The organism is Acinetobacter sp. YH01020, assembly GCF_013420275.1.
Classification (GTDB): domain Bacteria; phylum Pseudomonadota; class Gammaproteobacteria; order Pseudomonadales; family Moraxellaceae; genus Acinetobacter; species Acinetobacter amyesii.
In genome coordinates, this window is the sequence record NZ_VOYN01000022.1 from 29,224 (window position 1) to 51,661 (window position 22,438).

The window sequence follows — 22,438 nt, forward strand, 5'->3', positions numbered from 1 at the left end:
CATCCTTAATAATGAAGTGAGTATTCGTATGGAACTACAAGGCATTTGCCATAAAATGCATGCAGGTCTTAAAGACCTTAGTGTAACTGATCAACATACACACAAGGCAAATGTTGAGTATAAATTTATTCTAGATCGCTCAGAAGTTGATCTACCATTTAGCCTTGGCCAAGAAATAGAAATCGAAGCCACGGGAAATATCTACTGCATTTCTTGCGGCGCAAAAACACCTAAATCGTATTCACAAGGTCATTGCTTCAAATGCATGAAAACTAAGGCTTCTTGTGATATGTGCATTATGAAGCCTGAAACCTGTCATTATCATCTCGGGACTTGCCGTGAAGATGATTTTGCCCATAAAGTTTGCTTTCAACCGCATATTGTCTATTTAGCCAATTCGAGTGCCTTAAAAGTGGGGATTACTCGACTTGGTCAAATGCCTACACGTTGGCTGGACCAAGGTGCGACGCAAGCTTTGCCTATTATGAAAGTTGGTTCACGTCGTCTATCTGGTCAGCTTGAAGTCATGTTTGGAACGCAAGTGGCCGATAAAACTGATTGGCGTAAATTACTCAAAGGTGAAGCAGAACCCATCAACCTGATCGAAATTCGCGACCAATTGGTGGAAGAATTTGCACCAAAAATTCAGACCATTCGTGAAGAATTTAGCCAAAATTTAGAGTTTAATGAAACTGTTGAACTGTTAGAAGATGAGTTGCCACGCCAATTTATCTACCCGGTAGATGAATATCCTGAAAAAATCAAATCGCATAATTTGGACAAAACACCAATTATTCGAGGAAAATTACAAGGGATTAAAGGTCAGTATCTGATTTTGGATACCGGTGTGATCAATATTCGTAAATACACGGGCTATGAAATTAAAGTACGTACTTAAATCGACTTAACGTGTCTAATTAAGTTTAAAAAAGCGAGATATTTCTCGCTTTTTTTCACACACTTTACCGATTTTATTCATTGAACAGTTGAAAGAAACTTTAAATATGGCAGCGCTATTAACTGCTCCGCTTCTAAGATAGGCATATGACCAACATGGTCTAAAATCAGTGGCTTTTCAGCTTTTTTAAATAAGCGTCTCAGTTCTTCTGCCACTTCAACATTGATAATCTGATCTTGCTTCCCCCAGATAATAAACACAGGTGCATCAATGCCTCGTCCAGCCAAAGCAAAGGACTCTGGCGTATACAAGGTGGCCATTTTTTGCAGTTGCTCCACCATTTTATTGGTTTGTTTAGATTGAACGATCATCAACTTTTCTTGCCCAATTTTTAATTCTTGTGGAATAAAAGGCGGAGATTGCATCACGATCTTCATCACGCGATCAAAATCACCAGTTTTTCTGACCACTAGCTCTGCAAGCTTTGCCGTATCTTTTAGATACGCTGTATTGCTCAACTTAAAGACACCAGCCGAATCCACCAACAATAAAGATTTCACTTCTAAGGGATACTGAGCGCTATAGAGCATGGCAATTGCACCACCCATCGAATGCCCTGCGATATGTAAATTTGGATCAAACTTTGCAGCATCAATAAATCGTCGTAATTTTTCAGTTAAATTTGGAATCGATAGATCAAATTGATCTGCAACTAGAGTTTCTCCATGTGCTGGCAGATCTGGAATAATGACATGATAATTGGGCGTTAAATAACGGGCAACGCGGTTCCAATTATCACGCGTGCCTGACAAACCATGTAGCAATAACAGCGTCGGTTTTCGTGGATCTCCTCCTTCACTATATGTCCATTCGATTTCATTATTTTTGACTTTTTTACTGCTCAAGCCCGCCCAAGCTCTTTCCTGCTCTAAAACTTTTTGAAAGTTCAGTTCTGCAGCTTGAATACCACTAGCAACACAAATGGTTAATAGCATCAATATCATGTGCTTAAAATAATGATCTATCCACCGCAATAACGGGTTCTTTAAACGTTTACATTGAGGCATATACAGAGATATCATCCGCTTAATCCTTTGTCGTGATGAGTTATTTTTTCTTCATATTATTTTTTTGAGAACAATAATCTACGATGCTAGAGTCGATATTTCATTTGCCAAATCTTTTAAATAAAAATTATATCTGTCAATTTAAGTCAAAAAAACCAGCTCGGAAGCTGGTTTTTTAAAAGCGGCCTTAATTATTTAATTTTGGCATGATCTTTTAGATAACGTGTGTAGTCATCAAATTCTTGTTGACCACGAAGCTGTTGATAAAGTTTTGTTAACTCATCTAACTGCTCACCCGTTAATGCCGCATCAGATTGTTTGTTCACTGCAGTCACAGCAACCACAACCAATTCATTTGGTAGATTAGTCGTAGTAACAGACCAATGACCTGCTTTCGGCGCTTTTACACTAAATGCAGCACGTTGAATTTCGCGTTTCAACAAGCCATCCGCACGAGTGAAGGTACCCGCATTTTCAAAGTTTAAACTGCCTTTCGCAACTGAAGCAGCAGGTTTTGCAGCAAACTCTTTTAATGTCGCTTGAATTTGGGCTTTTGCAGCATCAGACGCTTTCTTTTCAATCAGCTGAGTTTTCACATGCGCTTTCGCTTCAGCTAAAGTTTGAACACCCGCAGCATGATAGTTACGCACTTTCACCCAAACCACATCACCATTTTTCAACTGAATGCTCGATGAAACATTACGTTCACCATTTTTAACATCATCGTTAAACAATTTAACTTTGACGTTTGCATCACTTAAAACTGGATGTTGCGATGCTAATGTTAAGCCATTCAATGATTGTACTTTTACGCCTTTCACTTCTTGACCCACGACATCAAGGGCATCACTGCTCACGACCATGTCATTGAGGCTGTTTACAGTGTCAGAAAAAACATTGGCTTTTTTCGAAGCAGCGACTTCTGCTTGTAGACGTGCCTTTTCCTGTTCAAATGAAGCCACTTTTACAGCTGGCGCCACTTTTTCGATCAAGTGATAACCACTGTCTGTTTTCACTGGAGCAGTCACTTGACCAGCTAGAGCACCTTCAACTGCAGCATCAAACGCATCACCAAACACACCTTTTTCATAAGCAACCAGTTCACCACCTTTTGCTTTAGATTCAGGATCTTCAGAGAATTGCGCTGCAGCTTGGTCAAAGCTTAAACCCGCTTTAATTTTAGCTTGAACACTTTCAGCCAGTTTTTTAGCTTCGGCATCTGAACGACTGTCTGCAGTGATCATGATGTGCTTAACGAGTGGTTTAACTGACTTCTGTGCATTCTCAACAAAGCTGTTATACGCTTCTTTCAATTCAGCATCAGTTGCAGCTTCTACAGGTGCAGTAATATTGGCAGGTGTTAATACGACAAAATCTGCATCAATACTGGTTGCTTGCTTAAATTTGTTTTTATGCTGCTCATAATAAGCGGCAATTTCGGCATCAGATACTTTTACATTTTTCTTGTAATTTTCAAGATTAATGCTCGCCAACTGAATACTACGTTGTTCCGTTTGTAAGTTCGCAATTTGCAAGATATCAAGCTTACTCACCAATGCATATTCCATAAATGTTGTAGACAACATTTTTAAAGCATGGTCTTTACGTAAGTTATCAATGAATGTGCGGTTCGTCATACCAATCGATTCGAGGTATCTCCCAAACGCTTCATCTGAAAATTGACCATTGACTTGGAAGCTTGGCTGCTGATGAATCATTTGCACAATTTGTGCATCACTCAAGCTAATGCCTAATTTATCAGCTTGTTGCAATAACAATTGGCGTGAAACCAAAGTATCCATCGCTTTATTGCTAATGAAATTTTGATTCAATAATGTTTCATCACCCTGAGCATATGCCAGATATTGTTCTTTTAATGAGTTCGTCAGTGCTTCGAGTTCTTTTTGCGAAATTTCAGTACCGTTTACAGTCTTTGCTGCATCTTTAGATCCACCACTAAAATATCCTTCAATACCTACAAGTGCTAAAGGGGTCAAAAACAAAACGAGCAAGACCTTGCCCAGCCAACCCTTAATGACTTTACGAAACGATTCCATAAGTATTCCAATATTTTATTTGCGGTGAATTTTAACCGAAAACCCGAGATGAATGAATGCGATATATCAATTAATCACATTTACCAATAAAAAACGCGCCAAATAATGGCGCGTCTCATGTGCTTAATAAGCTTAAGCTACAGAATCTTTCAAGCCTTTACCAGCTTTGAAGCTAGGAACTTTGCTTGCTTTGATTTCTAAAGTCGCACCAGTTTGTGGGTTACGACCAGTACGTGCAGCGCGTTCTTTAACGCTGAAAGTACCAAAACCAACTAAAGTAACTGTATCACCAGCTTTCAATGCATTGGTAACTGCAGCAATTGTAGCATCTAAAGCTTTACCGGCATCGGCCTTAGATAATCCCCCATTTTCGGCAATTGCATCAATTAATTCTGATTTATTCATGAAAATTAAGTCCTCTTAATATCGTTTATTTAAGGTTCAAAAATTTGTATAAAACGCCATAACGCCTTTATAGCAATGCTTTAGGGTTAAACGCAATACTCCTCAACCTCTTTTTATAGAATTTTTTGACGAAAAAAACCTTGAAAATTCGATAATAGTAAAAAAGTTAGTGTTTTTTTAGTATTTCGGCCCTCAGTTGGGCATTTTCTTCGGCCAATAGGTCAACTTTAGTATGTAATTGAAGTATAAGCCTTTCTAAGTGCTGTAAATCCTTTACAGTCACCAATCCTAAACGGTTTAAAGAATGATTAACACTATTATCTAAAATTTTTTCTACTTTATCTTTCGTATCGGTTACAGATTCTTTGGCTTTTTCTGAAACCTTTTCTACAGTTTGATCTGCAATATCAATCGTTTTGGACTCAAGCTCCTCTCCAACTTTGACTAAAGAGTCAAAAAGCTTATTTCCTTCGCCTTCTGCACGTGAAAAAGCACCTAATCCAGCCAACCAAATCTGTTTGGTATATTTGCGAAAATCCATTTTAGAGCGGCGATCAGAATGACTACGTACCCGAGGTTTAACCTGCTTTCCTGATGTTTCTTGCACATCGTCAATTATGCTTTCTGTATTTTCCATAATCCGCACTTCTCCTGATTATTTTATGTGCACAGCAACATGTGATTCTTCATTTTAATAGCATAATAGCAAACATATGACTTGATAGATTGATTAAACTGTTCTACAAAGCTGGTGAATTACCAACTTTTTGGTATATTCTAAGTTCCTCTAGAGCAGGATGCTCAATTTCCAGTGCTTTCAGATTTTAACAAGGACATTTTTTTTATGAGTGATACGCAACAAACACAAGCTCAACCACATTTGTTGCTTACTATGACCCTGATTGTTTTAGAAACGATTTTTACTTTCATTTTAAAACATGACCGCGTTGTAGCATTACAAGCTAAAAAATTTGTTGATCAAAAAGTCGCACTTAAGATAAATAGCTATATCCCTTATTTTGATTTTTATGTTCAGTTTACTGAACACGGTATTCTTTTCGACACAAAATCCCCAGATAAAGCGATCGACCTTGATGTCCGTACGACACTAATGGATTTGGTGAAAATCTTTGTCTTTGGTAATCGTAAAAGCATCAAAACCATGCGTATCGATGGTGATGTAGTTCTAAAAGATGAATTTCGTGATCTGGTTTCATTATTTAGTGTGCCGAAAATTTTATCTGACTGGAAACACTGGCTGTCTGAACCTGTCGAAGAAAACGATATCGTTGCGTCTAAAAAACGTATTGCCCCACTTTTAGAAAAAATCGAACAACAACGCTCTAAAATCAACACGCTGCAAGTTGAAGTTAAACAATACAAAAACCGTATTAAGCGTATCGAACGTCGTCAAAAGCGGATTAATATCGCTTTTAGTCTAATATCTGTTCTTTTAATAACGTTATTAGTGTATAATGTGTGGTTCAAATAAATATATAATTTTTCAGACAAAATAAAAAAAATAAACAATCTCAAAAAAACTTGACTATTTTAGTCAGGATTCATAAAATCTGCACATCTAGACTTAACATGTGTATCGAATCATGCGCTTAACAACTCGCGGTCGCTACGCAGTGACTGCTCTACTTGATCTAGCTTTGCAGCCAACTGAACAAACGATCACTCTTGCAGAAATTGCAGCTCGTCAAACCATTTCAGTGGCCTATCTTGAGCAGTTATTTGCAAAATTAAAGCGTCACGGCTTAGTTTCCAGCATCCGTGGAGCAAACGGTGGTTATCACCTTGCTCGTAGTGCTGAAGACATCACTGTTTTGGAAATTATTGAAGCTGTAAATGAAACAGTTGATGCAACCCGTTGTGACCACAAAGGCAACTGCCAAAATGGTGCAATGTGCTTGACTCACGATTTATGGCAGGAACTCTCCCACCACATTGCCGATTATCTTGCAAAAATCACCCTTGCTGACCTTGTAGCACGCGATAACGTTCAAACCGTATCTATTCGTCAAAATTCAGCAAACTTTGATTCAGCCCTTTTATCGGTTACAGGTATTTGACATGAAGCGTCCTATTTATCTTGACTATGCAGCAACTACACCTGTAGACCCTCAAGTCGCAGAACGTATGATGGAATGTCTAACGTTTGACGGTACTTTTGGTAATGCAGCTTCTCGTTCTCATGCTTACGGCTGGCAGGCAGAAGAAAAAGTAGAATATGCACGTGAACAAGTTGCTAATCTAGTAAAAGCTGATCCACGCGAAATCGTTTGGACTTCTGGTGCAACTGAATCTGACAACCTTGCGCTTAAAGGTATTGCTCAGTTCTATGCATCTAAAGGCAAGCACATTATTACAAGTAAAATTGAACATAAAGCAATTCTTGATACTTGCCGCGAGCTTGAAGAAGAAGGCTTCGAAATTACTTATCTTGAGCCAGAAGCAAAAACAGGTTTAATTACACCTGAAATGGTTCAGGCTGTCCTTCGTCCAGATACGATTCTTGTATCTTTGATGATGGTGAACAATGAAATCGGTACAACTACAGATGTAGCTGCAATCGGTGAATTGACTCGTGCAAACAAAACTTATTTCCACGTAGATGCTGCGCAAGCTGCAGGTAAAGTAGAAATTGATCTTTCAACAATGAAAGTTGATTTGATGAGCTTCTCTGGCCACAAAATCTATGGTCCTAAAGGTATTGGTGCTCTTTATGTACGTCGTCAACCACGTGTACGTATTAAAGCGCAAATGCACGGTGGCGGTCATGAACGTGGTATGCGTTCAGGTACGCTAGCGACTCACCAAATCGTGGGTATGGGCGAAGCGTTCGAACTTGCAGGTAAAAACCTTCATGCCGAACAAACTCGTATTCGTGTACTTCGTGACAAACTTTGGAATGGCTTGCAAGGTCTTGAACAAGTCTTCCTGAACGGTCACCCAGAATACAACGTTGCAAACTATCTAAACGTCAGCTTTAACTTCGTTGAAGGTGAATCGTTAATGATGGCACTTAAAGATTGCGCAGTATCTTCTGGTTCTGCATGTACATCAGCAACTTTAGAACCATCCTATGTACTTCGTGCATTGGGTCTTTCAGATGAATTGGCTCATAGCTCGATTCGTTTCAGCTTTGGTAAATACACCACTGAAGCCGATATTGACCATGTACTTGAAATTACCAAAGCAGCAGTTGAAAAACTACGTGATCTTTCACCGCTTTGGGATATGTACAAAGAAGGTATCGACCTTAATTCTGTAGAATGGGCTGAACACTAATTCATCCCGGTGAGATAGCTTTTATTTTAAGGCTATCTCATTGATTAACGTAATTTCACCCCCATATTAATCTTAAGGCTGACCCCGAGGTTTGGAGAAGCATCATGGCTTATAGCGAAAAAGTAATTGATCATTACGAAAACCCTCGTAATGTTGGTGTTTTAGACAAAAATGCAGAAAACGTTGGTACAGGTATGGTCGGTGCACCAGCTTGTGGCGATGTTATGCGTCTACAGATCCAAGTTGATGACAACGGCGTAATTGAAGAAGCTCGCTTCAAAACTTACGGTTGTGGTTCAGCAATTGCATCTAGCTCATTAGTAACAGAGTGGCTAAAAGGCAAAACTCTTGATGAAGCTCAAGCAATTAAGAACATTGATATTGCAACTGAACTTGCACTTCCACCAGTAAAAGTACACTGCTCTGTACTTGCTGAAGATGCAATCAAAGCTGCTGTAGAAGACTACCGTAGCAAGAAAGTAAAAGCTTAATTGTTTACGTGTTTTAAAAAAGATTAACGGAGTTTTCATGATTCATTTAACTGAAAATGCTGCAACTCATATCAGCAATTACATCAAGAATCGCGGTAAGGGTGAAGGTATTCGCGTTGGCGTGAAAACTTCTGGCTGTTCTGGTTTAGCTTATGTACTTGAGTTTGTCGATGATATTGACACGCATGACCAAGTATTCGATCAGTTTGGCGTAAAAGTATTCGTTGATCCAAAAAGCTTAGTTTATCTTGAAGGTATGGAGATGGACTATGTGAAAAATGGTTTAAACGAAGGTTTTGAATTTAATAACCCAAATAAAAAAGGCGAATGTGGCTGCGGCGAATCGTTTACGGTTTAAGCCATTTCCACGCTCCTTTTTCGCATTAAAACAGTGTAAAATTCACTGTTTTAATTGCATTTAAAGCAACACTTTTTGCACCTCTATTGCGGACACCATCTCCCATGAATCATTTTGAGTTGTTTAACTTACCTGTAGCACTCGATATTGATTTAGCAGTTTTAAAAGCTGAATTTTTAAAGTTGCAGCAACAATATCATCCAGATAAAGCCGAAGACAAAGATCTAGCCCTGATAAAATCTAGTGAGATTAATCAAGCATTTAAAGCTTTATCCAATGTTGATAGCCGCGCTGCATATCTTTTAAGTCTCAAAAAACAAGATTATCACCTTGATCAATCAATTAGTGATTTTGAGTTCCTACAAGATGCCTTAGAAATTCGTGAACAGTTAGATGAGGCATGCTCTGCTGATGACCTCACTTCACTTAAAACTGAAGTTCAGCAATGGATAGACGGTTTGGTTCGTGAATTTAAAATTGATTATGACGACGAAGACTGGGCAGAAGCACGTGATACCGTACGTAAATTACGCTTCTTCCAAAAAGTAATGGCTGACATCGATAAAGCTGAAGATCGCTTCTTAGACGACGATAGCTTTGATTTAGACGATGATTTTTAATTTATTTTTTATATTTGACGTTCAAAGGATGTAACACACATGGCTCTCTTGCAAATTGCAGAACCTGGTCAATCAAGTGCGCCGCATGAACACCGCATCGCAATTGGTATCGATCTTGGGACTACACACTCTTTAGTAGCCACGGTACTTTCTGGTAAAGCGAAAGTGCTTAACGATGAACATGGTCGTGTGTTACTCCCTTCTATTGCACACTATGGCGAATCCACTACGCAATATGGTGACGACGCAAAGGCATTCTTAACGACTGATCCTAAAAACACCATCGTTTCTGTAAAACGCTTTATGGGTCGCTCTAAAGCAGATATCAAATTCCAACACCCGTACAACTTAGTCGGTGAAGCGAATGAAATGCCTGCTTTTGAAACTGCACAAGGTCGTAAAACACCAGTTGAAATTTCTGCAGAAGTTTTAAAACAACTTAAAGACCGTGCAGAAAGCAGCTTAAACAATCCAGTAAATGGTGCTGTGATTACTGTACCTGCCTATTTTGATGAAGCACAGCGTCAAGCAACGCGTGATGCAGCACAGCTTGCAGGCTTAAATGTACTCCGTCTTTTAAATGAACCGACTGCTGCGGCAGTGGCTTATGGCTTAGACCAAGACACCAATCTTGCACATGATCAAAACTATGTGATCTATGATCTGGGTGGCGGTACTTTTGACGTTTCAATTTTACGTTTCTCTCAAGGTGTTTTTGAAGTTCTAGCAACGGGTGGCCACACGGCGCTTGGTGGTGATGACTTAGACCGTCTGATTGTAAAATGGGCAAAAAAACAACTGAATATTGAAACTTTAGATGATGCTGAATATGCACATTTCATCGTTTCTGCTCGTAAAGCAAAAGAAGCTCTAACCGAGGCTGAATCTGTAGAGCTTAAAGTTTTTGATCAATCATTGACTTTAGACCGCCCTACTTTTGAATCCATCATCAAAGTTGCTTTGGATAAAACCATCAGCGTTTGTAAACGTGTCATGCGTGATGCCAAGCTTGAGCTCAGCGATATTCAAAATGTGGTATTGGTCGGTGGTTCTACCCGCTCGTATGCTGTACAAAAAGCTGTTCAAGATGTCTTCAATCAAGAACCGCTCTGTACTATTAACCCTGATGAAGTTGTGGCCATTGGCGCGTCGATTACAGCGAACCAACTTATTGGTAACTCTAAAGATGGTTCACTGCTTTTAGACGTCACGCCGCTTTCTTTAGGTTTAGAAACCATGGGCGGTTTGGTTGAGCGCCTTATTTCGCGTAATACAGCCATTCCAGTGGCACGTCGCCAAGAATTCACAACCTATCAAGATGGTCAAACAGCGATGTTGATTCATGTTGTACAAGGTGAACGTGATCTGGTTGAACATTGCCGCAGTCTAGGTCGTTTCGTTCTTCGTGGAATTCCACCGATGACTGCAGGTCAAGCGCGCATTGAAGTGACTTTCCAGGTCGATGCAGATGGTTTACTCACGGTGTCTGCCAAAGAAACCACTTCTGGTGTACATGCTCAAATTGACATCAAACCTTCTTATGGTTTATCTGATGCCGACACTGAACGCTTACTGATTGATGGTTATAAATTTGCTGAAGAAGATAAAAACTTACGTCATCTTCAAGAAACCAAAGTGGAAGCAAAACGTGAACTTGAAGCACTTGATCAAGCACTTAAAGTAGATGCTCAACTTCTCAGCCAAGAGCAACACAGTTCCCTCACTGCTGCACGCAGTGTTTTAGATGCTGCACTTGAAACGACAGATATCAAAGCTATTGAACATGCTGTAGAACAGCTTAAAATACATAGCGATGCATTTGCTGCAGCTCGTATGAATCAGCACATTGATGCCGCACTGAAAGGCACAAAACTCGATGACTGGTCAAACTCAAATTAATTTATAGGTCAAGATTATGCCACGTATTAAAGTACTGCCTCACGCAACAATCTGCCCAAACGGCGCTGAGTTTGAAGTCGAATCAAATGCTAACCTTTGCGAAAGCATGTTAAAAAACGGCATCAAAATTGAGCATGCATGCGACATGTCTAAAGCATGCACCACTTGCCATGTGGTTGTACGTAAAGGTTTTGATGGTCTAGATGAAATGGATGATGTCGAAGCAGATCTTCTCGATCGTGCTTGGGGATTAGAACCAGACTCTCGCCTGTCATGCCAAGTACAAATTGAAGATGAAGATTTGGAAATTGAAATTCCCAAATACACCATCAACCATGCTTCAGAAAATCATTAATTTATAGAATATTTTCTATAATTAAAAAGCCAGTTTATCGTAACTGGCTTTTTTATACATAAATGTATTCAACATATCAAAAAAAAGAAGACGTTTTGATAAAAGCATGAATTGAGTTATTTTTACAATTTAAGGCAATACGATTAGATCTAATTTTTATAATGTATATGTGAAATTAAGAGTGAGATTCAGTTTTTTTGACTTCTTCGATCACTTCGTCTTCTAAATTCAGTTTAACAATACCAGCAGAGTTGGTCATTTTTTGCTGAGTTTGTAAGCGTTGAATCATACGTTCTAAAACATGTATTAGTTCAGGATATTCAAAGTTTTGCACTTCATCTAAGTTCAATAATAGATTAAAACCTTTATATTCGTAATCGAACCACCGCTGATAATCTGTTTTCTGAGAGGTGTATTTTTCCATCACTTGCCAAGTACGTACTGGGCCTTTGATGCCTTTTAAGAAGATCGGTGCTTTGGGTGCACATAAATAGTCATTTTTCACTAAATGATGCGTATCGTCTGAAATCAAAATTTCGTCGACTTCGGCAGCACTCTGTAATCTTGCAGCCAAGTTGGCATCACGACCCACGATGGTATAAGCCATACGGTGAGCCGCACCATAGTTCCCAACGTGGCAATACCCTGTAGAAATACCCATACGAATGTGTAGCGGCGGATAACCCATTTTAATCCAGCGTTCACGCAGCAACTTCATTTGCTGACGCATGACCATTGCCATCTCTAAACAGGTTTTTGCGTCTTGCTCTACGCCTTGGCTATGTGGATCACCAAAGAAGATTAGAATTGCATCACCCATAAATTTATCGACAGTCGCTTCATACTGTTTGGCAATCTCAGTCATATGACTCAAATAGTCATTGAGTAGAAATGCTAAATCGTCTGGGATTAATGTTTCAGAAAGTTCTGTGAACCCTTGAATATCTGAAAAGAAAATCGTGAGTTTTTTACGTTTATATTCGATTTTAGCTTCAGACTCACCTTTCATAATCGATTGCCAAAGTTGCATAGGCGCATAACGACTCAATTGATTGGCGAATTCCATATAACGATTCATCTGATCATAATAGTGGTTCTTTTTATTGCTCAAAGACTGAACTTGGGTGTGTTGATAAAATGTCCCCACACTGAAATACGTAATAAGGCACAAAAAACCTAGAACGGTTAACTCACTGCTGGTTGACTCAAAATATTCTTGAAAACCAAAGACATAAATATTACATAAATAAAATACAGTGACGCCTACAATCCCGGCCAAGGACATCATTAAGAAATTGATTTTGTTATAAATGGTTGTATATAGCAGCGCAAAGACCGCAAGAAAAGTTAAAACAAGGCTTAAATGTACTGCAGACATTAGTACAGCAATTACTATGATATCGATCAGAAAAAGCACATTACGCTTAACTTGATTGCTATATCGATAAATTAACCAATGAGAAAACTTAGGAACGACTAAAATCAGAAAAAATAAAAATGCAGGAATATAGATTTGATATTGCGTATCTGGCTGAGTGTAATGATAGACAACAATCACCAAAGACAGCATGATATATCCCATCAAACGATGAAAATATTCAAACTGTTTAGGCTCTTTGCTGATTAAATTGTCTAACGGCACTCGATCGCCCCCATACGGACACTCATTCTTCTACTATCCTGATATTGTCCGTAAATCGGGATTAGTCCATACGCCAATCAAAAGGCATATCGCCTTGACCACGTAGTGCAAGCATTAGTGTTTGGCGCATGTGTGCCAAGACATCATTGTTATAAGGAACTGCTGGCGTACCCCAAACTGGTTTCGGCCAAGCCACATCATTTTGATAACGAACAACATGATGAAAATGTAATTGTGGAACCATATTACCCAATGCAGCTACATTCATTTTGTCTGCACGGAATACACGTGACAATTGGCTTGATAACCAGCTTGATTCACGTAAAAACTGCTCTTGGTCTGCCTGACTTAATTCATAAAGCTCTGTAATTCCCGGAACACGTGGAATCAAAATAAGCCACGGGAATTGCATATCATTCATCAAACGACATGTTGACAGAGGAAAGTCGCCTACATAAAACGTATCTTGAGCAAGTTGTGGATGTAAACTAAACATATCTTTATAAATGATGCAAAATTAGAATGATGGCTAATACTATCACATCCTTATGGGTGTGAATATTCTGTACAGAACGTTTCATTACAAATAAACTGCATTTGAATAAAACGTTGCGTGCTTATGACTCTAATAAATTTTTCAAAAAAATCAAGCGTTTCTTCTATATAAAAAACACGCATAAAATCTACTCATTATAAACAAGCAATTTATACGCCAAATCTATTGATTTGGCGCCAATTCCTTCAGCAAACTGTCTAATAAGTCATTTATAAATTGAATGCGTTTGTCATATTCTTCGAGCATGACCATCACTTTTAGACGCTGTCCACCTTCCATTCGGAAGAAAGTCGGATGCTTTTGCATCATTTGAATGATCGATATGGCTTGAACTGGTGTATCTGGTGAGAACTCAATACTGCCGCCATGTGAACTGATATCAATTTTTGTGATACCCAATTGTTCCGCTTTTAAACGCAACTGATGGACAGAGAATAATTGCTTGACTGCTTGCGGCGGCAAGCCAAAACGATCGATCAACTCCATACGAATATTATCTAGTTTCTCTTGAGTATCCGTATTACTAATGCGTTTATAGAACAATAACCGTTGATGTACATCACCTAAATAATCATCTGGAATTAAGGCTGGCATGTGCATGCTAATTTCAGCCGTTAATGACAATGGAGAGTCAAAGTTAGGCGTTTTACCTTTTTGAATGGCTTTGGTGGCTTTTTCAAGCATTTCCATATACAGGCTATAACCGATGGTTTGCATTGAGCCACTTTGCTGTTCACCCAGCAACTCACCTGCGCCACGAATTTCTAAGTCTTCTGTAGCCAACATGAAGCCCGCACCCAAAGTCGATGCACGAGAAATGGCATCTAGGCGTTTTTCAGCATCACCCTTTAAGCCTTTGAGCGAAGGTACAAGTAAATAGGCGTATGCTTGATGGTGCGATCGACCGACACGACCACGTAATTGGTGCAACTGCGCAAGTCCCAGTTTATCTGCACGCTCAATCAAAATGGTATTGGCGTTTGGCACGTCAATCCCAGTTTCAATAATGGTTGAACACACCAGTACGTTATATTCTTTGTGATAGAACTGTTGCATGATTTGCTCTAGTTCACGCTCACGCATTTGACCATGTGCTACCGCAACTCGGGCTTCAGGAACCAATTCACGTAGAGTTTCTGCCGTACGTTCAATGGTCTCCACTTCATTGTGTAAGAAATACACTTGCCCACCACGTAACAGTTCACGCAAGATGGCTTCTTTAATCGAATCTCCAGTGTGTTCTTGCACAAAGGTTTTCACAGCAAGACGACGTGCAGGTGGCGTTGCAATAATAGATAGATCACGCATACCACTAAAAGCCATATTCAGCGTACGTGGGATAGGCGTTGCAGTTAGCGTCAGCATATCTACATCGGCACGTAAGGCTTTAATTCTCTCTTTATCACGTACACCAAAACGATGCTCTTCATCCACGATCATGAGGCCGAGATTTTTAAATTGCACACTTTCCTGCAAGATTTTATGTGTGCCAATCACGATATCCACTTTGCCTTCTGCGAGGTCTTCAATGGTTTTGGTATGTGATTTTGATGAACCAAAGCGTGAAAGGACTTCAATACGTACAGGCCAATCCGCGAAGCGATCTTTGAAAGACTCGTAGTGCTGCTGCGCCAACAACGTGGTTGGAACAAGTACAGCCACTTGTTTGTTATTTTTTACTGCCACAAATGCAGCACGCATGGCCACTTCTGTTTTACCAAAACCGACATCACCACAAACCAAGCGATCCATCGGCTTCGCTTGTTGCATGTCATAGAGTGTCGCTTCAATAGCATTGGCTTGATCTAGGGTTTCCTCATAGGCGAAGCCACTGGCAAACTGCATATAGAGACTTTGATCCAGTTCAAATCCATAACCCGGCTTCGAGTGACGACGGGCTTGAATATGTAAAAGTTCTGCCGCCACATCATGGATTTGCTCTAAAGCTTTGCGTTTGGCTTTAGACCATGCATCTGTGCCCAATTTATGTAATGGTGCTAGATCTGGGTCACCACCGCTATATCGGCTAATTAAATGCAGGTTTGTCACAGGGACATACACTTTGGCTGCATCGGCATAGTCTAACTGCAAAAATTCATGGTCTTGGTCATCGATACTCAAGGTAATTAAACCTGCATATCGCCCCACACCATAATCTATATGAACCACTGGTGCGCCAATACTTAGCTCGGTTAAACTACGAACTAGGAACTCTTCTGATACTTCCTGTTGGCGTTTACGACGACGTTGAACCACACGGTGTTCATACAGCTGATTTTCAGAAATTACACTGAGCTTATCAGTTAGTAATAAACCACGATCTAAGGGCGCATTGGTGATCGCAATCGCATGCATAGAATGCATAAAATCATCAAAACTTTCGACCGTCGGGATATCACCCAAACTCGGACGCAACGCATCTTTTAAGGTTTCACGTCGGCCTGCGCTTTCAGCCACCAAAAGCACTGGATAATTTGCCGCATCGATATATTGCTTAACAGCAGAAAATGGCTTTTCACGTTTAGGATCGACAGGTAAACGGGGTGGAATCTCAGCAGTAAGATTGATCACGCCATTACGTTCATCAAAAGCCTCAGGTGAAGCCACAATACGACGGCAAAGATTTAATTGTTCTAACACTTGATTTGGTTGTAGGAAAATCTGCTCTGGCGGCAAAATCGGTTGGTCGACATTATGACGGCGGTCTTCATAACGACGTACAATGTCTGACCAAAATTGAATCAATGTGTCATCAATAGCTTTATCTGTAATGACAATGCCACTCTCTGGTAAGTACGAAAATAGCGTACTTTGCTCTTTCATGGCTTGTTCAGAGAAGAACAACGGAAAATAAAACTCAATACCCGGTGAAGCTATGCCATCTTGTACATCCTGATAAATTGGATTTTTCTTTGGATTTGCCGTCGGAAAATTTTCCGCATATCGATCACGAAACAGTGACCGCGCTTCTTTTAATGGAAATTCTTTTGCAGGTAAAACCGTAAAATGATCTAAGTTTTGGGTGGTTCGCTGAGTTTCAGGATCAAAGAATTTGAGGGTATCGATTTCATCATCAAATAAGTCAACACGAATCGGTGAACTTTGTCCCGAAGCGTAAATATCCATGATGCTACCGCGTACTGCAAATTCACCATGATCATAAACGGTATCCACCAAGTGATAGCCCGCTTGTACTAATCTTAATTTTTGTTGTTCGATATCAAATTTTTGACCCACTTTAATATCAAAGTGTTCACCTAATACCCAAGATGCAGGCGCAACTCGCTGCGCCAAGGTTGTTGCCGAAACCAACAACACGCCTTGCTGTGGCATATTAGACAAAATCGCCAAGCGTTCAGAAACAATGTCTTGATGTGGCGACAGCCGGTCATAAGGTAAAATTTCCCAATCAGGGAAAATAGTCGGCTTAATTCCGTAAAATTCCAGCTCACTTTCTAACTGCCCGAGATGCTGATTATTACGTGCTACAATCACAAACAACTGTTTGGATTGTTTGCTAATTTCTTTAAATAATAATGCAGCAGATGAGCCTTGTAAGTTTCCGACCCACCGCTTTTCGCCAGCTTTGAGCTGTTTAAGATTGAGTTGTGAAATTTCTTGCTGGAACATGATGTAAATAGCTTTTAATGTTTTAATAACTTGGTGATCATATTAACACGATGCTTTTTACATTCCGAGATTTAAGCAACTATATACAGTGTTTTAACCAATGTGGATTTGTGATTGTATTTTCTATTGATGAGTACCCTTAACGCACACATCAAACTCAAACACTGCAGTCCATTCACTTACTTACGATCACGGATGAATTGACGATAATAATCATTCAATAGTTTGACATAGAGTTTAAACTGCAACAGATTTTCTTCAGTATTGCCTAATCGTGCAACAAAGCGTTGATTTGCAATTTCCAAGTCTATTTTTTCATTGATAATCATTGCAGTTGCATAGAGCTGTTTTAAATCATCGAAATTTGTCATTTTTCTATTCGACAGATATTCCATACGTTCAGACAATGTATTTAAAACTACGCCTTCAATGATATAGCCCTGTGTTTCATCATATTGAATGTGGTGTTGTTCTAAGTAAAGTTGCTCAGGCGACTCTTTAGCGCCTTTGAATAAATCGACTAACTTATTAAACATCTGACTATCTACAACATGATAAAAAACCTATTGTACTTCGATTACATCCTTTTTTGGGCAAGTTAAAGTATTTCTGACTTTATCTATGCGCTAAATTTTTCATCCAAACCTTCATGACTATATATAGAACTATAATTACGATCTTAAGCAAATATAGCGTTTTATTTTCAACCCAATACTTTCTTTTAGAAATCTAAAACATCACTGCCATCAGATTAGTTTTCTAGATTTACCACTGATTTCTTCAAATAAAAAACGAAGGATTAACCTTCGTCATTTACTCATCATGGGGCTATTACTCATCATGGGGCTATTTAAAAGTCTTAAATAAGCATTTAACTCACTTGAGCGAGTGGCATACTAAATGGTGTCACTTCAGAAACTAAATTTTCAATCGAGAAAATTTCATCCAATTGACTTACAGTTAACAGCTCTTGCTCTAAAACCACTTGGCGAATGGTTTTATTTTCGGCAATACATTGCTTACCGATTTCATCACATTTTGCATGACCTAAATATGGATCGAGTAAGGTCACGATTCCTACACTACGCATCACAGCATCAAAACATGCTTGCTCATTTGCCTGAATTCCTTGGATACATTTGCTATCTAATGTTTTTACGGCATTCACCAAAAGCTCAATCGATTCATTCATGGACAATGCAATCACAGGCTCCATGACATTTAATTGTAATTGCCCTGCTTCTGCGGCCAAAGTAATGGTTAAATCATTCCCCATTACTCGAAATGCAATTTGGTTGACCACTTCAGGGATCACAGGATTGACCTTTGCAGGCATGATCGACGAACCTGCTTGTAACTCAGGTAAACGAATTTCCGCTAAACCTGTTCGTGGCCCAGAACTTAAAAGACGTAAGTCATTACAAATTTTAGAAAGTTTGACAGCTAAACGTTTTAAGCAACTCGATAATAAAATAAATACGCCACAATCGCTGGTTGCTTCGACATAGTCTTCTGCACCTTGCAATTTTAGACCGGTCAAATGAGCTAGATTTTCAACGGCCTTGGCCGCATAACCTGCAGGAGAATTCACGCCAGTACCAATTGCTGTCGCACCTAAATTAATTTCCAATAAAAGCTGTCGATTTTGCACAATCAACTTCAAATCTTCTTTTAATAATGTTGCAAATGCACGGAACTCTTGCCCCAAAGTCATCGGAACTGCATCTTGTAACTGTGTACGCCCCATTTTGATGACATGTTTAAACTCATCAGCTTTAACATGTAAGCTTCCGATAAGTTGATTTAGCACTACAAATAAAGCATCAAAAGCACTATATGTCGCTAGACGCAGCGCTGTTGGATAGACATCATTGGTGGATTGTGACTTATTGACATGGTCGTTGGGATGAATCCTTTGATAACTGCCTTTCGCATCTCCGAGCGATTCAAGGGCAATATTGGCAATGACTTCATTGGCATTCATGTTAATAGAAGTGCCTGCTCCACCTTGATAAATATCAATTGGAAATGAATCTGCCCATTGTTCAGGATGATCAATCAAAGCATCACACGCTTGCTGAATCGCTTGGCGAATATCATCTTGTATTAAGTTAAATTAATAATTGGTTTCTGCTGATGCTTTTTTTACCTGAGCAATAGCGCGTACAAAGTTTACATTTTGTCCGACATGCTGCTTTGATATTTGAAAGTTTTCGATGGCACGCAATGTATGTATGCCGTAATAACATGACTGCGGGACTGCTTTATCCCCCAATAAATCATGCTCTATTCTCGTTTTTTCCATTTGAACCGTTGTCACTGCGCATTCCCTCTAATTACGCACCAAGACTATGCATACCTCATATTCGACCTGTTCAAATCATCTCACTACAGATGATGTGATGCACATTTGCAACCAAATATTTCAAATGCACATTTCTTGTTCACTATGTAACATTGTGTAATTTTTACCTAATTTCATTAGTTCTCTTTTTGTGATGAAAAGTCTTAGGTAGATTTACTTAACAAAATTTAAATTCCCTTCTGGACAACATTTCAACAGTACAATAAAAAATTCGATTTGTAATAAGAAAAAATAGTGTTTACACAAAATATACATAAAATATGCTTAAAGGTTACAGAGTGTAATTTTTAAATCGTGCTTGAATCTGCGACTTACGACAGAAGTACAAATTTTCATCTAGGACAGAGATGATTTGCTTTCATTAAGGACGAACCGCCTATGAGCCATTTAAACCCGACATTAGTCACCTTTATTTTTTATATTCTTGCAATGCTTGCCATTGGTTTGTATGCCTACAGAGCTACGCATAACTTTGACGAATACATTTTAGGTGGACGAAGTTTAGGAAGTGTTGTGACTGCACTTTCAGCAGGTGCATCCGACATGAGTGGTTGGCTACTCATGGGTCTCCCTGGTGCAATTTATCTATCTGGTCTTTCCGAAGCTTGGATTGCAATCGGCTTAATTATCGGTGCTTGGTTGAACTGGTTGATCGTTGCTGGTCGCTTGCGTGTTCATACCGAATATCAAAATAATGCCCTGACCCTGCCCGATTATTTCACGAGCCGTTTTGCAGACCGTAAAAAGATTTTACGTATCATTTCAGCTGTAGTGATTTTAGTGTTCTTTGCGATTTACTGTGCTTCTGGCATGGTGGCTGGCGCACGACTTTTCGAAAGTTTATTCGGTTGGAACTACACAACAGCACTGTGGATTGGTGCAATTGCAACCATCAGCTATGTCTGTATTGGTGGATTCTTAGCGATCAGTTGGACCGATACTTTCCAAGCGGGTCTGATGATCTTTGCACTGCTGATCACACCGATCATCACCTACCTTGCTTTAGGTGATAACAGTCAAAATCTTGCTGCTATTTTGGAAACAGCTCGCCCGCAAGCTTCCAATTTATTTGAAGGCTTAAGTACAGTTGCGATTTTATCCAGCATGGCGTGGGGCTTAGGCTATTTTGGTCAGCCGCATATTTTGGTTCGCTTTATGGCAGCCGATTCTGTTAAATCCATTCCGAATGCACGTCGCATTGGTATGACATGGATGATCCTATGTCTAGGCGGTGCTGTAGCAGCCGGTTATATCGGTATTGCTTACTTCCAAGTTCACCCAGAACTGGCAAGCGTCGTTAATGCAAACCCTGAAACGGTATTTATGGAATTGACTAAAATTCTATTCAATCCATGGATTGCTGGGATTATTTTGGCCGCAATTTTAGCTGCGGTGATGAGCACACTTAGCTGTCAGTTATTGGTGTGTTCAACCACCTTGACGGAAGATTTGTACAAAGGATTTATTCGTAAAAACGCATCGCAAAAAGAATTGGTTTGGATTGGACGTGCGATGGTCTTGGCAATTGCCGTATTTGCAATCACCTTTGCAATGAACCCTGCAAGTAAAGTTTTAGGCTTAGTGGCTTATGCATGGGCAGGTTTCGGTGCTGCATTTGGCCCGCTGATTATTCTTTCATTGCTGTGGAAACGTATGACGCTTAACGGAGCTATCATTGGCATGATCGTGGGTGCTGTGACTGTCATCGTGTGGAAAAACTACTTAGGCCACCTTGGTTTATACGAAATCATTCCAGGCTTTATTTTCTCTGCGATCAGTATCGTTGTCGTGAGCTTATTGGGCAAAGCACCAGAAGCGGATGTGGTTGAACGCTTTGAAAAAGCCGAAGCGCAATATCAAAAAGAAATGTCTAAAATCTAAAATTTCTGACACTAAAAAAGGGGCTAAATGCCACTGCTGTCCCACAAAAATCACAAGAGGAATCTCAATTGAGGTTCCTCTTGTTTTATCGCCCTCTTGTCTGGTGAGAATAGCGATTTCAAATACTTCCTTTCGAATAAGTTCACTTGGATAATTCTTAACATTCGTTGAACAGTCCAACCCTCTTGAGCCAGATGCTTTGCAAAACTCACCAATAAATATGCAATTAAAGCGATCCATATTTGCGTTAATATTGCATTTCGACTGCGACCAATAAATGCTTTCAATTTTAGATTTTGTTTGATCGCTTTGAAGAATAATTCCACTTTCCAACGATCTTTGTAAATAGCCGCTATTGTTGATGCCGCTAAATGAAAGTTATTGGTTAAAAATTCAAACGTTCTCTTTTTGTCCTTATCATAAAATTCGATACGTCTTAATAATTTAGGTGCTCCACGTTTTTTTGCATAAGCACTACTTAATTCAATATTTTCATCCGCAAGAATTCCTTTGCAAGTTGGTATCTTATTCTTTGATTTTACTTGATAGACTGTTTTAGGGCGTAATCGTGTAACAAAACTGACTTTCCGATCCGTCATTTCTGCAAACCATTGATAGTCAAAATAACCTTTATCAAATACCACAATACTCCCTGATGGAAATTTGAAAGGTCTTCCTTGCACCATATCATTTTCTATTCCATTTCCAAGCGCTACAAAATCAGGAATGGTATTACTATGATTTAATCCTACTGTGAGTTTTATACTCGCTTTTGATTCATGTACTTTTGCCCACGCACATAGTGAAAGTGATAAATCGATATGACTGGCATCAAGTGAATACAATGGATTCTTGAATCGAAATTTATGAGCAATTTTAGAATTTTCACAGTGCTTAAGTAGGTTGCTAAAAAGTTG

General features: G+C 39.4%; 19 protein-coding genes and 1 pseudogene. 10 read left to right on the top strand and 10 right to left on the bottom strand.

Features of this window, described 5'->3' with window-relative positions; genetic code table 11:
* Window positions 1–28: 28 nt before the first annotated feature.
* Window positions 29–898, top strand: a complete 870-nt coding sequence (locus FTT85_RS09980) for a DUF2797 domain-containing protein (protein ID WP_180183473.1) — start codon at window positions 29–31, stop codon at window positions 896–898.
* A gap of 77 nt (window positions 899–975) precedes the next feature.
* On the opposite strand, the gene FTT85_RS09985 is transcribed toward FTT85_RS09980, so the two are convergent.
* The 4 genes from FTT85_RS09985 to FTT85_RS10000 form a co-directional block, all read right to left on the bottom strand.
* Window positions 976–1,893: an alpha/beta fold hydrolase gene (locus tag FTT85_RS09985; protein ID WP_373886885.1), complete on the bottom strand. Its 918-nt coding sequence runs from the start codon at window positions 1,891–1,893 to the stop codon at window positions 976–978.
* A gap of 263 nt (window positions 1,894–2,156) precedes the next feature.
* A complete protein-coding gene (locus FTT85_RS09990; RefSeq protein ID WP_180090032.1) occupies window positions 2,157–4,022 on the bottom strand; it encodes a SurA N-terminal domain-containing protein in 1,866 nt (621 codons plus the stop codon).
* A gap of 132 nt (window positions 4,023–4,154) precedes the next feature.
* Complete coding sequence (locus FTT85_RS09995; protein WP_078188662.1) at window positions 4,155–4,427, bottom strand: HU family DNA-binding protein; 273 nt, start codon at window positions 4,425–4,427, stop codon at window positions 4,155–4,157.
* Between the two features lie 166 nt (window positions 4,428–4,593).
* A complete protein-coding gene (locus FTT85_RS10000) occupies window positions 4,594–5,064 on the bottom strand; it encodes a phasin family protein (RefSeq protein ID WP_180183466.1) in 471 nt (156 codons plus the stop codon).
* A 207-nt stretch (window positions 5,065–5,271) separates the two neighbouring features.
* Between FTT85_RS10000 and FTT85_RS10005 the strand changes: the two genes are divergently transcribed.
* The 8 genes from FTT85_RS10005 to fdx all read left to right on the top strand — a co-directional run bounded on the left by FTT85_RS10005 (window position 5,272) and on the right by fdx (window position 11,447).
* Complete coding sequence (locus tag FTT85_RS10005) at window positions 5,272–5,919, top strand: hypothetical protein (protein ID WP_078188664.1); 648 nt, start codon at window positions 5,272–5,274, stop codon at window positions 5,917–5,919.
* Between the two features lie 112 nt (window positions 5,920–6,031).
* A complete protein-coding gene (locus tag FTT85_RS10010) occupies window positions 6,032–6,505 on the top strand; it encodes an Rrf2 family transcriptional regulator (protein ID WP_078188665.1) in 474 nt (157 codons plus the stop codon).
* 1 nt (window position 6,506) lies between these two features.
* On the top strand, window positions 6,507–7,724 hold the full coding sequence (locus tag FTT85_RS10015; protein WP_180183467.1) for an IscS subfamily cysteine desulfurase: 1,218 nt from the start codon (window positions 6,507–6,509) through the stop codon (window positions 7,722–7,724).
* Window positions 7,725–7,828: 104 nt separating this feature from the next.
* Window positions 7,829–8,215, top strand: coding sequence for a Fe-S cluster assembly scaffold IscU (gene iscU / locus FTT85_RS10020; protein WP_078188667.1), 387 nt, complete (start codon window positions 7,829–7,831; stop codon window positions 8,213–8,215).
* Window positions 8,216–8,252: 37 nt separating this feature from the next.
* Entirely contained in the window at window positions 8,253–8,573 is a 321-nt protein-coding gene (iscA, locus tag FTT85_RS10025; protein ID WP_078188668.1) for an iron-sulfur cluster assembly protein IscA, read from the top strand.
* Between the two features lie 104 nt (window positions 8,574–8,677).
* The gene (gene hscB, locus FTT85_RS10030) at window positions 8,678–9,193 is read left to right on the top strand and encodes a Fe-S protein assembly co-chaperone HscB (RefSeq protein WP_180007824.1); all 516 of its coding nucleotides are present in this window, start codon (window positions 8,678–8,680) and stop codon (window positions 9,191–9,193) included.
* Window positions 9,194–9,232: 39 nt separating this feature from the next.
* Window positions 9,233–11,092: a Fe-S protein assembly chaperone HscA gene (hscA, locus tag FTT85_RS10035; protein WP_180183468.1), complete on the top strand. Its 1,860-nt coding sequence runs from the start codon at window positions 9,233–9,235 to the stop codon at window positions 11,090–11,092.
* A 16-nt stretch (window positions 11,093–11,108) separates the two neighbouring features.
* A complete protein-coding gene (gene fdx / locus FTT85_RS10040; protein WP_180163468.1) occupies window positions 11,109–11,447 on the top strand; it encodes an ISC system 2Fe-2S type ferredoxin in 339 nt (112 codons plus the stop codon).
* A 175-nt stretch (window positions 11,448–11,622) separates the two neighbouring features.
* On the opposite strand, the gene FTT85_RS10045 is transcribed toward fdx, so the two are convergent.
* From FTT85_RS10045 to aspA, 5 genes and pseudogenes are all read right to left on the bottom strand, one after another.
* Window positions 11,623–13,089 carry an adenylate/guanylate cyclase domain-containing protein gene (locus FTT85_RS10045; RefSeq protein WP_078193484.1) on the bottom strand — a complete coding sequence of 489 codons (1,467 nt, stop codon included), beginning with the start codon at window positions 13,087–13,089 and terminating at the stop codon, window positions 11,623–11,625.
* 61 nt (window positions 13,090–13,150) lie between these two features.
* Window positions 13,151–13,585, bottom strand: coding sequence for an HIT domain-containing protein (locus tag FTT85_RS10050; protein ID WP_067762788.1), 435 nt, complete (start codon window positions 13,583–13,585; stop codon window positions 13,151–13,153).
* 222 nt (window positions 13,586–13,807) lie between these two features.
* Window positions 13,808–17,275, bottom strand: coding sequence for a transcription-repair coupling factor (mfd, locus tag FTT85_RS10055; protein WP_180183469.1), 3,468 nt, complete (start codon window positions 17,273–17,275; stop codon window positions 13,808–13,810).
* 179 nt (window positions 17,276–17,454) lie between these two features.
* The gene (locus FTT85_RS10060) at window positions 17,455–17,811 is read right to left on the bottom strand and encodes a hypothetical protein (RefSeq protein WP_180183470.1); all 357 of its coding nucleotides are present in this window, start codon (window positions 17,809–17,811) and stop codon (window positions 17,455–17,457) included.
* 335 nt (window positions 17,812–18,146) lie between these two features.
* Window positions 18,147–19,595: pseudogene (aspA, locus tag FTT85_RS10065) on the bottom strand (aspartate ammonia-lyase).
* Between the two features lie 423 nt (window positions 19,596–20,018).
* Between aspA and putP the strand changes: the two are divergent.
* The gene (gene putP / locus FTT85_RS10070; protein ID WP_180183471.1) at window positions 20,019–21,521 is read left to right on the top strand and encodes a sodium/proline symporter PutP; all 1,503 of its coding nucleotides are present in this window, start codon (window positions 20,019–20,021) and stop codon (window positions 21,519–21,521) included.
* A 50-nt stretch (window positions 21,522–21,571) separates the two neighbouring features.
* On the opposite strand, the gene FTT85_RS10075 is transcribed toward putP, so the two are convergent.
* The coding region (locus tag FTT85_RS10075; protein ID WP_180183472.1) for an IS4 family transposase at window positions 21,572–22,438 on the bottom strand (867 nt) is incomplete at its 5' end.

Coding starts and splice junctions, on each gene's coding strand:
- FTT85_RS09980 (WP_180183473.1), top strand. CDS start 29: ATGGAACTACAAGGCATTTGCCATAAAATGCATGCAGGTCTTAAAGAC.
- FTT85_RS09985 (WP_373886885.1), bottom strand. CDS start 1,893: ATGCTATTAACCATTTGTGTTGCTAGTGGTATTCAAGCTGCAGAACTG.
- FTT85_RS09990 (WP_180090032.1), bottom strand. CDS start 4,022: ATGGAATCGTTTCGTAAAGTCATTAAGGGTTGGCTGGGCAAGGTCTTG.
- FTT85_RS09995 (WP_078188662.1), bottom strand. CDS start 4,427: ATGAATAAATCAGAATTAATTGATGCAATTGCCGAAAATGGGGGATTA.
- FTT85_RS10000 (WP_180183466.1), bottom strand. CDS start 5,064: ATGGAAAATACAGAAAGCATAATTGACGATGTGCAAGAAACATCAGGA.
- FTT85_RS10005 (WP_078188664.1), top strand. CDS start 5,272: ATGAGTGATACGCAACAAACACAAGCTCAACCACATTTGTTGCTTACT.
- FTT85_RS10010 (WP_078188665.1), top strand. CDS start 6,032: ATGCGCTTAACAACTCGCGGTCGCTACGCAGTGACTGCTCTACTTGAT.
- FTT85_RS10015 (WP_180183467.1), top strand. CDS start 6,507: ATGAAGCGTCCTATTTATCTTGACTATGCAGCAACTACACCTGTAGAC.
- iscU (WP_078188667.1), top strand. CDS start 7,829: ATGGCTTATAGCGAAAAAGTAATTGATCATTACGAAAACCCTCGTAAT.
- iscA (WP_078188668.1), top strand. CDS start 8,253: ATGATTCATTTAACTGAAAATGCTGCAACTCATATCAGCAATTACATC.
- hscB (WP_180007824.1), top strand. CDS start 8,678: ATGAATCATTTTGAGTTGTTTAACTTACCTGTAGCACTCGATATTGAT.
- hscA (WP_180183468.1), top strand. CDS start 9,233: ATGGCTCTCTTGCAAATTGCAGAACCTGGTCAATCAAGTGCGCCGCAT.
- fdx (WP_180163468.1), top strand. CDS start 11,109: ATGCCACGTATTAAAGTACTGCCTCACGCAACAATCTGCCCAAACGGC.
- FTT85_RS10050 (WP_067762788.1), bottom strand. CDS start 13,585: ATGTTTAGTTTACATCCACAACTTGCTCAAGATACGTTTTATGTAGGC.
- mfd (WP_180183469.1), bottom strand. CDS start 17,275: ATGTTCCAGCAAGAAATTTCACAACTCAATCTTAAACAGCTCAAAGCT.
- FTT85_RS10060 (WP_180183470.1), bottom strand. CDS start 17,811: ATGTTTAATAAGTTAGTCGATTTATTCAAAGGCGCTAAAGAGTCGCCT.
- putP (WP_180183471.1), top strand. CDS start 20,019: ATGAGCCATTTAAACCCGACATTAGTCACCTTTATTTTTTATATTCTT.